This is a genomic window from Waltera intestinalis, from assembly GCF_009695995.1.
In the GTDB taxonomy this organism is placed as follows: Bacteria; Bacillota; Clostridia; order Lachnospirales; family Lachnospiraceae; genus Acetatifactor; species Acetatifactor intestinalis.
The window spans coordinates 51,142-66,477 of the sequence record NZ_VUMU01000013.1; the positions used below are offsets into that span (position 1 = coordinate 51,142).

Below are 15,336 nucleotides of genomic sequence, written 5' to 3' on the forward strand. Positions count from 1 at the left end.
GACGGACCTTACGCATAGGTTAATCTAACTCCTTCGTATGGTATGGAGCAACGCCATGGACTGCAAGGAAATGATCCTGTCAGAGGACACCTATGACATTATCACAGACTTTTCCGCATCGGAATTTCTGGGAGATGACAATAATTGTTATGAACGCATCGGAGAAGATTTTTTGATTTTGTATCTGGGCAATCTGGGAATCCGCAATCCGAAGATTGATTTTTTCCCCTATCACAATATGCCGAAGCTTTATGGGCTCATGCAGCTATCTCCCTCCGGTGAGACGCCACCCGGTGCCGCTCCCTTTGATCCGGCAGACCTGATCGCCAGTGGGATCACCCAGGTACAGCGTCCGCCCCTAAGTCTCACGGGGCAGGGCGTGATCCTGTGTTTTATCGATACCGGTATTGATTACCAAAATCCTGTGTTTCTGGACGAGAACGGCAACAGCCGTGTCCTGGCGATCTGGGATCAGACGGTTCAGACCGGAGCGCCCCCTGATGGGTTAAAATATGGTTCTGAATACCGCAGAGAGGATATTAACCTGGCGTTGCGTTCCGAGGATCCTTATTCCATCGTTCCCTCCCGGGACGAAAACGGACACGGCAGTATCCTCGCCGGAGTCGCAGCCGGCAGTGTCGTCAGACAAGGCAATCCTTATATCGGTGCTGCACCGGGTGCCGACATCGTCGTGGTGAAGCTCAAGGAATGTAAGCAATATCTGCGCAGCTTTTATCTGGTGCCCGAGGGTGTTCCCGCCTATCAGGAAAATGATATTATGCTGGGCATCAAATACGCGGAATCCTTCGTGCGGCTCTTCGAGCGTCCGGTAGTCATCTGTCTGGGTCTGGGAACCAACCAGGGAGATCACGCGGGCAATTCCTCCCTGTCACGGTATCTCTCTTCTCTCGCTGTCCGCAGAAGCCGTGCCGCCGTCGTCTGCGGGGGAAATGAAGGGAACGCCTCACACCATTACCATGGAAGACTAAGCGCTCAGACACCTGGGGAGGATTCCCGGAATGTGGAGATCCGGGTCAGCGAAGGCTGTATCGGATTCTGGCTGGAGCTTTGGGGTGCTCTGCCGGATGCTTTTAATCTGAGCATCCGCACTCCCGGCGGGGAAAATATTCCTGAACTGCGCCTGGGATTGCAGCAAAGTGTGACCTATTCCTTTATTTATGAAAAAAGCAGAGTCACTATCGACTCTGCTCTTGTGGAAGAAAATTCCGGCGAGGAACTGATCCTTGTACGCATCCAGGATCCTACCCCCGGTATCTGGACCTTTCATGTCTCTGCTTCCGGTAGTTTATATAACGGTAATTTTCACATGTGGCTGCCTATCACAGAATTTCTGTCTACTCCGGTATATTTTCTCAATCCGGATCCCGACATGACTCTGACGGAGCCCTCGATGGCGCCGGAGGTTCTGAGCATTTCTGCTTACAATGCGGAAAATAACAGTTTTTACGCAGAATCCGGCAGAGGCTTCGGACGCACCGGGCAGATCCGTCCGGACTTATCCGCTCCCGGAGTCAATATCTCCACCATTGACGGATGCCGTACGGGAAGCAGCATGGCTGCCGCTATCACTGCCGGAGCCGTAGCACAGTTTTTCCAATGGTCAGTCATTGAGGGCAATAACCGGCTGGCGGAAAGCCGGGAAATCCGCAGTTATTTCATACGCGGTGCCGTGCGTACGCAGGATCTGAACTACCCCAACCGGGAATGGGGCTACGGCAGACTGAATTTAGAGGAAACCTTCAATGCCCTGCTCCGGGTATGACTATATGATCTCTTGCAGGGCATAGACCGGCTGCACACTGCAGACGCCGTTAATCTTACGCACGCTGCGCTCCAGTTTTTCCAGTTCCTTTTCCGAGGTCACATCCGCTTTTACGAGGAAATCATATTCCCCTTCCACCTGATAGCAGGATGTAACCTCCGGCTGCTGCCGCATTTTGTCCATAAACCCGGCATGATATTTTTTATGCTGCATCGTCACCTCTAAAAAAACTTCCATAATCCACCTCTTTTCCCAAGTCTTTCACTCGCCCATCGTATACGCATGTATAAATCCCATCCTATACACAGGCACAAGCCCATGCACAACTCATCCTACAATCGAGTAGGATAGCTCCTACTCGATTTGTATACCTTGTACACCATCTCGCTTAAAAGCTCGATGATGTACATTCGCCAAATACAGATTTGTGCTTGCACAAGAATCTGTATTTGTCTCATTGTATACACAAAAAAAGGAGAAACATCGCACACGCGATATCTCTCCTCTTTGAAAGTGATTGCATCATACCATATTCTTTTCTTACTTACAAGTCGTCTGATAAATCTTATCAGAATTTTAATATTTCGGGCAATAGAGGCTTCTGTTTTGTACGTTATCTTCCATTTTCATCAGTGTTTTTGGAAAAAATCCTGGCATACCCATAGGACAACGGGCGGTTCGGGCGGTTCGGGCAGACTCTCCTGCCGCACCCGAGACAGATTCCTGCACATTTGGTAAAAGGATCCTTCGTCAGCTCCGCATAAAATACCACGCTTTTTTTCGGGATCATGCAATATGCTGCATTACAGGTAACCGGCAATGCAAGCTCCTGCAGAAGCATGGGCAGGTTCGACAGCCGCAGCAGACTGCCTATTTGGGGTTCCGAAGTCTCAGAAATCTCCCCACCTAAAAAATGCAGTCTGGCAACATGCAGATTCCGATGTACAGCCACCCACTCTGTATAAGCCCGGTAGCTTTTTAATAATAATTCACCGGACAGCAACTCGATCATATAACTCTCTGTCAGAAATCCGTTCTGCAAATACTTTTCCTGCAGTGCATCGATCCCTTTTCCCAGGGTAATGCCTACAGCCAAAAAAGACTGATCCCTCCCGGGAAAAGTCTCTTTGATTTCTCTGTCCTGCCATCCCGCTTCTGTCTCCAGGCAGGGGATCATCTCACCTGCCAGCCTCTTCAGATTGGGATATTCTTCCGGATCATAATGATATTTTTCCATCACACTGTGCAGAAATTGTTCGTAACTGCACAGTGCTGTAATTTCTGAAAAAAAAGTCTGCATGTTCACCTGTTCTCCCGGAATACCGGCTATCTCATGACGCCGACATATTTTTACTGCATCCGGTTAATTGTTTTTAATGCGCAGGCATCTGATGGCATTGAGAACAGCCAGTACCATCACTCCTACATCTGCGAAGATAGCAACCCACATGTTGGCGATACCCAGCGCACCCAGGATCAGGCAGATGGCTTTGACTGCCAGCGCAAATACGATGTTCTCGTAGACGATACGCAGACATTTGCGGGAAATCCGCATAGCCAGGGCAATCTTGGCAGGATTGTCATCCATCAGGACCACGTCTGCAGCTTCAATGGCTGCATCAGAACCAAGTGCTCCCATGGCGATACCGATGTCAGCACGGGACAATACCGGTGCATCGTTGATACCATCGCCCACGAATGCCAGTTTTTCCTTCGCACCCTTCTCCTGCAATAGCTTCTCCACGCAGCTTACCTTGTCTGCGGGAAGCAGCTCACTGTGTACCTCATCTAATTTTAACTCACCGGCCACATGTTCTGCAACTGTTTTGCTGTCACCGGTCAGCATGATGCATTTCTTCACGCCGGAATTTTTCAGGGAGGAAATTGCTTCCTTCGCGCCATCCTTGATCACATCGGAGATCAGGATGTATCCTGCATAGTTACCGTCTACCGCCACATGAACCACTGTACCTACACCGGTATTTTCCGTATAAGCCAGGTTCAGGCTCTTCATCAGCTTTGCATTGCCGGCTGCCACCTGTCTGCCGTTCACTTTGGCAGTTACACCATGTCCGCTGATCTCCTCCACATCACTGACGTTAGAGGCATCCAGTTCTTTTCCATAAGCGTTCTTCAGACTCTTGCTGATGGGATGACTGGAATAACTCTCCGCATAAGCAGCATACTCCAGCAGTTCTTCCTCTGTAAATCCCTGACCGGGATAGATACCCGTTACATCGAATACACCTTTGGTCAGGGTACCGGTCTTGTCAAATACCACATACTTAGTCTCAGACATCGCTTCCAGATAGTTGGATCCCTTCACCAAAATGCCGCAGGCACTTGCCGCACCGATTCCTCCGAAGAAGCTCAAAGGAATGGAAATGACCAGCGCGCAGGGACAGCTGATTACCAGGAAGGTCATAGCACGGATGATCCAGGTGCTCCAGGCTGCCGGGTTGTCCATGATCAGGTTGATCACAGGAGGCAGGATGGCCAGGGTCAGGGCACTGTAGCAGACAGCCGGGGTATAATATCTTGCGAACTTCGTAATAAAGTTCTCAGATTTCGACTTCTTCATGCTGGAGTTCTCTACCAGATCCAGGATCTTGGATACCGTAGATTCTCCGAATTCCTTGGTAGTACGGATCTTTAATAGTCCTGTCAGGTTCACACAGCCGCTGATCACATCCTGGTCCACAGTGATCTCTCTGGGAACACTTTCACCGGTCAGGGCACTGGTATTCAGAGTGGAAGTGCCTTCCACAACCACACCGTCGATGGGAACTTTCTCACCTGGGCATACCACGATAATGGTTCCGATCTCTACATCATCAGGATCTACCTGCTCCAGACTGCCGTCTTCGGCCTCGATATTAGCATAGTCGGGACGGATATCCATCAGTGCACTGATATTCTGGCGGCTTTTGCCTACAGCGACCGACTGGAACAATTCGCCGATCTGGTAGAACAGCATAACTGCCACGCCCTCGGAATATTCTCCCAGTCCCATAGCACCTACTGTCGCTACTGCCATCAGGAAATTCTCATCAAACACTTCACCATGCATGATGCCCAGAACGGCTTTTCTTAAAATATCATATCCGATCACCGCGTAAGGGATCAGGTACAGCAATCCCAGCCACAGTCCTTCCAGCGGAACAAAATGTAAAATAACTAATAAGATTGCCGCTACAATAATGCGGATCAATACTTTTTTCTGTTTCTTTGTCATAGGAATCCTCCTTGCTTTCCTACAAAATTATCAAGTCTCCCGGTAAAGAGAGTATCTGCTCTCCTTCCGGAATTCATCCTATAAATAAATCTCGCAATCGTCCTCTACTCTCTTGCAGGCTTTTACCACATTCTCCATAACGGCCTTCTCATCGCTGCCGTCAGCGAATTCCACTTTCATCTTCTGGGTCATGAAGCTAACAGTTGCATCGGTAACGCCTTCTACCTTCTTCGCTGCATCCTCCATCTTCAGAGCACATGCTGCACAATCTACTTCGATCTTGTAAGTTTTCTTCATGATAATATCCTCCTCTTTCTTCATTAGCATTTCCTGCTTTTTAGATGCTAATGATTTGCATTTAGTTTTAACATTCATTCATATGAGCCACTGTTCATATGTTTATATTACCATATGCCGGGAAAAAGTCAATACTGTTTTTAAATGTTTTGTAAATTGAAAGTTTACGCGAGCAATGAGCCGCGCATAGGCATAGTGAGGACAGCGATGGGCGCTTGCGCACAAATCGCTGTCTTTACTTATGCCGTGATGCGGCGAACGCCGCGCTATTCATAAGATTGGCAGCGCCTTTTGCTGCCAATCTTATGAATAGCGTGGCTCATTGCGGATGCCATCTGCCACCCGGGGAGATCTGTTTGTATTAAAAACACCATTTTCTGCTAAAAAAATACAAAAACAGGAGATTTTGCCATGTAAAAAGCTGTTATTTTCGCTGAGCGTGCAAAATGAAGAAATTCCGTACAAAAATTCCTGATTTAGAAGTTTTTTTGTACGGATTTTGCTATTTTGATGCGATTTTCACCAAAGCAATAGAAAGAGGGCTACGGGGCTGTTTCGCTAACTCCCTGCTTAGTAGGGCAAGCATATTACTGCCCTGAAAGTGCTTTTAGAAATCCAAGCAGTATTTTTATTGAAGAATTCATGAAAACGTTCTGACAATTACCGCTTCGGCATAGGATGCTTCCATTCCGGCAGTAAGTATCAGTCACTATAAAAGAAAATCACTTCAAACTTACTGCTTATACAGCACAAAATAGATTTCAGGCGGTAAAGATCGGAACAGCAAAACCAAAATACCACCCAGGAAGACAACAAAGTCATCCGGGTGGTATTTCACTAACTTTCAATTTATTTCTCTTCCACCGGAATCTGCTTCAGATTCTCCACAGGCTCCAGGATCTCATTACTGCGGATGTCAATGATAGGTCCGCCGGTACCTTCGATGTATTCTCTGGTAATGGTGACTCTTCCGATATTGTCATCCTTGGGGATCTCGTACATGATATCCAGCATGAAATCCTCAATAATGGAACGCAGGGCTCTGGCGCCGGTGTCACGTTTCATGGCCTTTTCGGCAATGGCATCCAGGGCATCGTCCGTGAACTCCAGTTTCACTTCATCCAGTTCCAGGAGCTTTTGGTACTGTTTCAAAATGGCATTCTTCGGCTCTTTCAGGATCTTCACCAGCATCTCCTTGCTCAGTCCCTGCAGAGTACAGATGATAGGCAGTCGTCCGATGAACTCCGGGATCATGCCGAACTTACGTATATCCTCTACGGTCACCTTAGATAAGATATCGGTATCTTTATCGTATTTGTCCTTTAGTTCGGAATTAAAACCGATGGATGCGGTCTTGGTCAGGCGCTCCTTGATGATCTCATCCAGATCCGGGAATGCACCGCCGCAGATAAACAGGATATTGCGGGTGTTCACCGTAGCCAGGGGCACCATGGCATTTTTGCTATTGGCACCGACCGGTACTTCCACCTCGGCACCCTCCAATAATTTCAGCATGCCCTGCTGTACACTTTCACCGCTGACATCCCGGGAATTGGTATTTTTCTTCTTGGCGATCTTGTCGATCTCATCAATGAAAATAATACCTTTCTCCGCTTTCTCTACATCGTTACCGGCGGCTGCCAGCAGCTTGGATACTACGCTCTCGATATCATCACCGATATATCCGGCCTCCGTCAGTGACGTAGCATCGGCGATCGCCAGAGGCACATCCAGCAGTTTCGCCAGTGTTTTAACTAAATAAGTCTTACCGGAACCGGTGGGACCGATCATAAGGATATTGGACTTCTCGATCTCAATCGCATCCATGGTGTCGGTAGCCACTCTCTTATAATGATTGTATACCGCTACCGAAATGACTTTTTTGGCTTTTTCCTGTCCCACTACATATTCATCCAGGCTTGCCTTGATCTTATGAGGTGCCGGAATATCTTTGATGTTGAATACAGGTTTGGGACCTTCGGCTTTCTTTTTCTTCTTGAGTTTCTGCTTGTTGGGGATGCCGCCGTCTCCCTGGAGGTCTGCTAGATTCACAAAGCTGATGTTGGGGAATCCGTTCTGTCCGCCGAACTGGTTCAGATCGCCCGGATTATTCAACATGCCCTGGTAGTCGAACTGGCTCACAGTCTCCATGGTCTTGTGCATGCAGTCATCGCAAATGCAGATATGATTAGGCAGCTTGAACATTCTGCCGGCTTTGCTCTCCGGTCTGCGGCAGATGAAGCAGACATCCTCGTACTCGCTGCTATCCTTTTTGTCCTCTGTCTTTTTTTCAGCGGAATTTTCACCCGCGGTATCCGCTACCTGTGTGTTCTCGTTATTTTTTTCGTTATCTTTTTTTTCGTTATCTTTTTTTTCGTTCAGAGTGGTCTCTGTTTTCTCTTCCTCAGGAATCACTTCTCTATAATCATCATTGTAATTATCTGTCATGTTATTCTCCTCTTTGTCTATTGCGCAGTGCTTATCTCGGTATCACTTCGTGCTACCTCGATATCCGGGCTTCGCCCTACACGTATCGTGCCTTACGTAATCCCGCCTGCAAGCAGTCGGTTTTCGTAATCCACGATCCTTGCTGCTTTCTTCTCGCAGTGCTTATCTCGGTATCACTTCGTGCTACCTCGATATCCGGGCTTCGCCCTACACGTATCGTGTCTTACGTAATCCCGCCTGCAAGCAGTCGGTTTTCGTAATCCACGATCCTTGCACTGCTCATGCCTACGCTTATTATATCTAATTCGAATGACTGCTACAAGTGAAGTTTTTCTAAACAAAATCCCCGGGAGATTCAGACGATCTTCCGGGGGGTTTCTATCTTTCCAATATTCGGTATTCGGAACCGCTATATTTATTTTTTATCTGCAGGTCTGCTGCCCAGTGTCAGATTCAGTTCGATAGATACATATTCACCGTTCTGAGGTCTCTGTACCGTTATGGTTGCGGAATCACCGGCTGCATAGTACTGTAACATCTTCTGAAGATCAGAGTAGGACGAGATGCTGCTGCCGTCGAATTTGGTAATGATATCACCTTTCATGATACCGGCATTCGCTGCTGCACTTCCTTCCTCTACGGATACTACATAGATACCTTCCGGCATGTTGTACATCTGAGAGATCTGGGAAGTTACTTCCTGCAGAGAGATACCGATGTAACCGACTTCATCCTCAGCTACTTTGGTTCTGGTCTGACGCTCCATCAGGTCTGCAATGATGGGACTTGCAGAAGTGATAGGGATTGCATAGCCCATACCTTCTACGGTAGTACCACCGATCTTGTTGGAGTTGATACCGATGACCTCACCGTTCATGTTCAACAGTGCACCGCCGGAATTACCGGGGTTGATGGCTGCGTTGGTCTGGATGAAAGTACCGGTAGCACCGTTCTCCAGAGTGATCTCACGATTCAGGGCACTTACGATACCGTTGGTAACGGACTGGCCATATCCAAGAGCATTACCGATAGCAATCACCGGCTCACCAAGCTTCAGGTCATCACTACTGCCCAAAGTAGCAACGGTAATGGCATTCTTGGTATCATCGCTCAGATCATTTAAAGATACTGCGATCACTGCCAGATCCATATCGGAATCCAGTCCTTTGACCTGTGCCTGTGCTTCACTACCGTCGATAAAAGTAACGTTCAGCGTATCTGCGCTCTCTACTACGTGGTTGTTAGATACGATCAGCAGTTCATCATCCGTCTTACCTACAATGATACCGGAACCGCTGGCTGCTTCTTCCTGTGTATACTGCTGTCCGAAGATATTTGCTGTCTCAGTAAAGTTATTCACAATCGATACCATGGCAGGCATAACCTTTTCCACCACATCAGATACATCAGACTCTACATAAGTAACGTTGGTCGCAAGCTGCGGTGTACTCTGGCTGCTCTCTGTTGCAGCTTCGGAAGTGACCTCATCTACCACTGCGGTATCCGTACCGGTCTTAAGCATCCCGGTGCCCTGCTGTACTGCATAGAACCCGATGCCGGCAAACAGTCCGAAGAAAAGTCCCAGACTGACACTTACCATAGCTTTCCGGAAATAACCTCCATGTTTTTTGGGATTCTTAGGTTCTGTATTGCTACCGGTGCTTCCGCCCATCTGGTATGTGGTGTAACCGTTTGCACTTTCCGCAGCGCTTACTCCGCTGAATGTACCGGTTGTATTTTTATCTCCGGTTTCATAACCGGAAAAATTATCATTCTCGTACATAATGCTTCCTCCTATCCTATCTGTAAGTGAGAAATTTTTTACTATTTCCATTTCTTCCTCTCACCTTATGAACATAGTATATCCACCAAATGTGACCGAATTGTGATAACTTTCTGAAGCAATTATGAAAGATCAAAAAAACCGAAGAAGTTTTCACCTCTCCGGATTTTTCTTGTTATTCAACCGTAACGGATTTTGCCAGGTTTCTCGGCTTATCCACATCACAGCCACGTCCCACTGCCACATAGTAAGCAAACAGCTGCAACGGAATGATTGCCAGGGAATTGGTAAAGTACGGATTCGTCTCGGGAATGTATACCACATAATCCGCTGCCTTCTCGATGGCTTTGTTGCCCTCGATGGTAACCGCCATGACAAAAGCGCCTCTTGCCTTTACCTCTACCATATTACTGATGGTCTTCTGGAACAGAGCCGGCTGGGTTGCCAAAGCCACTACCAGGGTGCCATCTTCGATCAGGGAAATGGTGCCATGCTTCAGTTCTCCGGCTGCATAAGCCTCGGAATGAATATAGGAGATCTCTTTTAACTTCAGGGATCCCTCCAGGGAAATCGCATAGTCGATACCACGTCCGATGAAGAAGATATCTCTCGCTCCCACATAACGGTTGGCGAAATGCTGGATCTTCTGCTTCTGGCCCAGAAGCAGCTCGATCTGATCCGGCAGACATCTTAAATCTGTCAGCATACTCTGGAACTTCTCCTGGTCAATGGTTCCACGCACCTTGGCGAACTTCATAGCCAGCATGTAAAGTGCGGTCAGCTGTGCACTGTAAGCCTTGGTCGTTGCAACGGCGATCTCGGGACCTGCCCAGGTGTACATAACACTGTCCGCTTCTCTGGCGATGGAGCTGCCGACGACATTGACAATACCCAGTACCTTGAAGCCCTTTGCCTTGGATTCCCGCAGAGCTGCCAGCGTATCCGCAGTCTCACCGGACTGGCTGATGACGATGACCATATTGCCCTTCTGCAGGATGGGATCACGATAACGGAATTCGCTGGCTACATCCACCTCTACCGGGATTCTTGCCAGACCTTCAATGACATATTTTGCGGTAACACCGGTGTGATATGCGGAACCGCAGGCCACGATATGAATCTTTGTGATCTCCTGAATCTCCTCATCGCTCATATTCAGTTCTTCGATGACGATATCATTATCCTTGATACGGGGAGAAATGGTATCGTTGATCGTCTTCGGCTGTTCGTAGATCTCTTTCAGCATGAAATGCTCATAGCCGCCCTTTTCCGCAGCATTGGCATCCCAGTCGATGGTCACGGGGGTTTTCGTGATCTCTTCTTCGTCCACTGAGAAGAATCTAAGACCGTCTTCCTTCAGTTCCACCACTTCCTGATTATCTACATAATATACGGTTCTGGTATATTTCAGAATTGCGGGAACATCAGATGCGATAAAGCTGCCGCTCTCACTCTTGCCTACGATCAGAGGACTGTCTTTGCGGGCAGCAAAGATCTTATCCGGCTGATCGGCAAACATGATACCCAGCGCATAGGAACCCTCTACACGATGCAATACCTTAGTGATCGCTTCCAGAGGATTTCCCTTATAATAGTAGTCTAACAGATGCGCCAGTACCTCGGTATCGGTCTCAGAGATGAACTGATACCCCTTATCCTGCATCTTTTTCTTCAGTGGAATATAGTTCTCAATGATTCCGTTATGTACTACAGCAATGGTACCGGCGTTATTCATATGGGGATGGGAATTGATATCACTGGGAGCACCGTGGGTTGCCCAACGGGTATGCCCGATACCGGAGGTTCCCTTCATAGACTCGCCTCCGTGTGTCAGGTTTTCCAGAACCTTAAGTCTCCCGACAGCCTTTTTGGTGTTGATCTTCTCCCCATCAAAAATAGCCATACCCGCGGAATCATATCCACGGTATTCCAGTTTGGACAGACCGTCTAAAATGATCGGTGCTGCCTGTTCTGTTCCAATATATCCTACGATACCACACATAGTCATACATCCTTTCTGTTCTGTTTCCAGTATTCTTTGTTGGAAGTAAAAGCAAGGACCCATTTTCCGGGGAGCCTGCGATAGTTCTTACCTAATAGATAACCTGCATATTTACAGGCACATTGTATATAAAAATGGGGCAACTTGCCGGACATATGATTTTTCCGCAAATATGCTGTCACATCTTTCACCATTCGTTTTCCCTCGGACTCCGAAGGATATGCTGCGAAGACTTCCGGATGTTCTGCCTGGGATACCCCCAGGTCAAAATTCCTTTGGAACTGCTGTACATTGGTATAATTATGGGAATGAACCACCCGGGCATCCGCCGCATAAGCGATCGCATACCCCGCTTCCACCGCTTTCGCCGCATAGATCATATCTTCATTAAATATGGTATGTTTTACGAATCCACCCAGTTCCTCATAGATCTCCCGTCGATATGCCGCACACACATTGGAGCAGAAAAATGTCTTGATCCCCAATGTCTTAAGATCTTCTGCGGATTTGATCCGTGACTGTGCCGGATAATTAAAGTCCCTGGTATAACATTCCACCGGTGCACAATCTTCTCTCGGCAGCTGTCTTGCATAGGATACCGCCACCTGATCCCGCAGCGGTTCCGTCAGTTGTTCGATCAGATTGTCATCTGCCGGCATAGCATCCTGGGTCATCATGACAAAAATATCTGCGGAAGATTTTTTCACACCCATACGTCTGGTGCCGCCGTGATCGAATTCTCTTTTGGAGACATGATATACCTTAATGTTCTGATATTTCTCCAGAAATCTGGTTCCATAGATCAGCTGCTCAAAATATTTTTCCTCGGTGTTCAGCAGGATCACTTCATGTACCGGCACGCTCTGGCTGTCAAGCTTATCTAATAATGTAAATAGTTCTTTCCCCGGTTTATACAGGGGAATGATCACATCGATCTCCATTGCAGAGCGCTCCTTACTTTCCCAATCTCTGGTCTATTATACTTTATCCCCGTCTGTTACACAAGACTTTTTCATATGACACGAGGGAGCTCCGGTGCTCTCCGGAAGACTCCCTCGTCAATTCCTTTTCTTATTTATTCAGATAAGGTGCCGTATCGGATGCAATCTTTCTACTGTATTCCTTTACGCTGTCGGTTACGGTGTAGTTCGCATCATCAAACAGGAACTGATGCAGCCATACGACGTTACTCTCCAGATCCATAGGCACTACGCTGCTTCCCTTCGCACCGATATTACCGGTAGCTCGCATGGTCTCCTCCGGGAAACCTCCCTCGTCCACAATACGATATTTTGTGATGTTAGCCAGCAGATTCAGAATATCCTTGGAATCCAGGCTGGTGTAAATATCACCGATGGCACTGTTAAATACCTTGGACAGGGTATCGTAATCCGCCTTCTTCGCCTGATCTTCAATCGCCTGGATCACTTCACGCTGACGCGCAGCACGCTTGAAGTCATTACCTGCGGTATAACGGATACGGCAGTAAGCAGTCGCCTGCAGACCGTTTAACAGCTGTACCCCGGTCTCTGTTACCGGTGTGTAGTCACATTTTAAGACCTCAGCAATACCGATCTGGTAGTTATTGATATGCTTGATCTCCTCGGAGTCCACATCGATATAGACACCGCCCAGACCGTCGATAACCTCACTCAGTCCTCTGTAGCCCACGGTTACAAAGTTCGTAATATCCATATCCAGATTCATGTTTAACATCTTGACTGCCTGCTCCGCTCCGCCATAGGAATAAGCTGCATTACACTTCTGATAGGAGTCGGTACCGATGTTCAGATAGGTATCACGATATACACTGATCAGTTTGATATCGCCGGTATCCATATTGATGCTGGCGATCATAATACTGTCGCTTCGGCTGCCCTTGTACAACTGGCTGTCCTTTGTCGCATCCACACCGAACAGTGCAATGTTCATATAACCCTTCATTGCTTCGTCCTGTTGTACTTCTTCCGGAATCCGGAGTTCCTCCGTCTCTAATACCGTTACCTTGGGGCCTTCATTATTTGTGTGGGTCATTACCAGATACAGTACTGCTACCATGATCAGGATAACCGCGATCTCTACACCGAAGATGATAACCTTTCTTCTCTTCTTGGCAGCACGCTGCTTGGCAGATACTCTCTTCTGTCCGTTGCCGGATGTTGTCCTCTGTCCGTTGCCGGCAGATCGCTGTCCCGCAGGTCTCTGTCCCGCAGGTCTCTGTCCATTTCCGGAAGGTCTTCTTCCGCTTCCGGCTGGTCTCTGACCATTGCCGCCATTGTAGTTAGAATTTGTTGCCATCTTGTCTTCTCCTTGTGTTAATAAGCATTTTTATTGATAAATCCTGTAAAAAATGTCATAAGAATGATCTTAATGTCAAACCCGAGGGTCCAGTTCTCAATGTAATAAATATCATACTCGATTCGCTTCTTGATGGAAGAATCACCACGCAGGCCGTTGACCTGTGCCCATCCCGTGAGGCCCGGCCTCACCTGATGTTTTACCATATATCTCGGGATCTCTTCCTTGAACTTTTCCACGAACTGAGGGCGCTCCGGTCTTGGTCCCACCAGGCTCATATCTCCTTTCAGTATGTTGAACAGCTGCGGAAGTTCATCAATGCTGGTTCGTCTTAAGATCTTGCCGATTCCGGTGACCCTGGGATCGTTTCGCACCGTCCAGCCCTTTTTCTCCTCCGCTGCAGTCTGCATTGCCATACTGCGGAATTTGTACATATAAAATGATTTATTATGAAGTCCTACCCGTTCCTGCTTGAAGATCACAGGTCCCGGACTGGAACATTTTACCAGAATTGCCGACAACAGCATGATCGGTGACGTAATGATGATGCCAAACAGGGAACCGACAATATCCATGGCTCTCTTGATCATCATATTTCCGGTGTTGGTCAGCGGCACATACCGAATATTGATCACCGGAAGTCCCATGAGATCCTCCGTGTAAGGTCTGCTGGGGATCAGACTGCTGTAGTCGGGGATGAATTTCGTATGCACGCCGGATTTCTCACAGATATCCACAACACCTTCCAGATAATCATAATCTTTCAGAGAAAGCGTGATCGCGATCTCGTCCAGCTTGTTCTCCGGAAGAATATACTCCAGATTCCCCAACGTTCCCAGGACTTTCACTCCCTTATAGATAGTCCCTCCCGGAATGTGCTCATCCAGAATACCGCATACAACATATCCCCACTGGGGATTGCTTAAGATTCTGTCAATATACTCTTCTGCCGCTCTGGAATATCCCACCAGCAAAATATGCTTCAGATTGTATCCCCTTTTCCGGAGTGTCCGCAACGCTTTTCTCATTATGATGCGGGATACCGAAGTCAGAAATACATTCAGCACATAAAAAATTGCCATGACGGATCGTGAAAAGTTGATCTCACGGATGATCATATACAGTATAATGATCAATGCCGCCAGGCCGATGGTATTTGCCTGCAGAATGCTGTAAATCTCATGTCTGCGGCGGACGGTTCGCTTCGGGGAATACACGCTGCACCGGTAATATAGGAACATATAACCGGGCACAATAAAAGGAAGCAGCTTATAATACTCCTGCACAGGCAGGACACCGATTCCGGGACCGTCGTTCAATATATAAAATTTGATATAATAGGCAAGGACAAAGGATATGGCTGTGATCAGCGCATCCATTATCACAAGAAGCCTGTTAAAGACTTTCTGGTTGTCTTTTATCATATGGGTCACCCAATCTGTAAGTCTGAAAAGCTTCTTTTTAACGATTTCATTCTACAATAACGGTAT

At 47.6% G+C, this 15,336-nt stretch carries 11 protein-coding genes; 1 reads left to right on the forward strand and 10 read right to left on the reverse strand.

Features of this window, described 5'->3' with window-relative positions; all coding sequences use genetic code 11:
• Positions 1–55: 55 nt before the first annotated feature.
• On the forward strand, positions 56–1,783 hold the full coding sequence (locus FYJ59_RS10540) for a S8 family peptidase (RefSeq protein ID WP_205839520.1): 1,728 nt from the start codon (positions 56–58) through the stop codon (positions 1,781–1,783).
• Here the strand turns inward: FYJ59_RS10540 and FYJ59_RS10545 are convergent, their stop codons facing one another.
• The 10 genes from FYJ59_RS10545 to FYJ59_RS10590 all read right to left on the reverse strand — a co-directional run bounded on the left by FYJ59_RS10545 (position 1,784) and on the right by FYJ59_RS10590 (position 15,270).
• Complete coding sequence (locus FYJ59_RS10545) at positions 1,784–2,020, reverse strand: Lrp/AsnC family transcriptional regulator (protein WP_154496914.1); 237 nt, start codon at positions 2,018–2,020, stop codon at positions 1,784–1,786.
• A 376-nt stretch (positions 2,021–2,396) separates the two neighbouring features.
• On the reverse strand, positions 2,397–3,083 hold the full coding sequence (locus FYJ59_RS10550; protein ID WP_154496916.1) for a hypothetical protein: 687 nt from the start codon (positions 3,081–3,083) through the stop codon (positions 2,397–2,399).
• A gap of 63 nt (positions 3,084–3,146) precedes the next feature.
• Complete coding sequence (locus FYJ59_RS10555; protein WP_154496921.1) at positions 3,147–5,018, reverse strand: heavy metal translocating P-type ATPase; 1,872 nt, start codon at positions 5,016–5,018, stop codon at positions 3,147–3,149.
• Positions 5,019–5,096: 78 nt separating this feature from the next.
• Complete coding sequence (locus tag FYJ59_RS10560; RefSeq protein ID WP_117467562.1) at positions 5,097–5,315, reverse strand: cation transporter; 219 nt, start codon at positions 5,313–5,315, stop codon at positions 5,097–5,099.
• An 849-nt stretch (positions 5,316–6,164) separates the two neighbouring features.
• Positions 6,165–7,763 (reverse strand): ATP-dependent Clp protease ATP-binding subunit ClpX, encoded by a 1,599-nt coding sequence (gene clpX, locus FYJ59_RS10565; RefSeq protein ID WP_154496923.1) that lies wholly within the window; start codon positions 7,761–7,763, stop codon positions 6,165–6,167.
• 415 nt (positions 7,764–8,178) lie between these two features.
• The gene (locus FYJ59_RS10570; protein ID WP_154496925.1) at positions 8,179–9,546 is read right to left on the reverse strand and encodes a S1C family serine protease; all 1,368 of its coding nucleotides are present in this window, start codon (positions 9,544–9,546) and stop codon (positions 8,179–8,181) included.
• Positions 9,547–9,721: 175 nt separating this feature from the next.
• A complete protein-coding gene (glmS, locus tag FYJ59_RS10575) occupies positions 9,722–11,548 on the reverse strand; it encodes a glutamine--fructose-6-phosphate transaminase (isomerizing) (RefSeq protein WP_118550090.1) in 1,827 nt (608 codons plus the stop codon).
• Positions 11,549–11,550: 2 nt separating this feature from the next.
• Positions 11,551–12,489, reverse strand: coding sequence for a glycosyltransferase (locus FYJ59_RS10580; RefSeq protein WP_154496927.1), 939 nt, complete (start codon positions 12,487–12,489; stop codon positions 11,551–11,553).
• Positions 12,490–12,619: 130 nt separating this feature from the next.
• Positions 12,620–13,846: an LCP family protein gene (locus FYJ59_RS10585; RefSeq protein ID WP_154496929.1), complete on the reverse strand. Its 1,227-nt coding sequence runs from the start codon at positions 13,844–13,846 to the stop codon at positions 12,620–12,622.
• A 17-nt stretch (positions 13,847–13,863) separates the two neighbouring features.
• Entirely contained in the window at positions 13,864–15,270 is a 1,407-nt protein-coding gene (locus FYJ59_RS10590) for an undecaprenyl-phosphate glucose phosphotransferase (protein ID WP_154496932.1), read from the reverse strand.
• Positions 15,271–15,336: the final 66 nt, after the last annotated feature.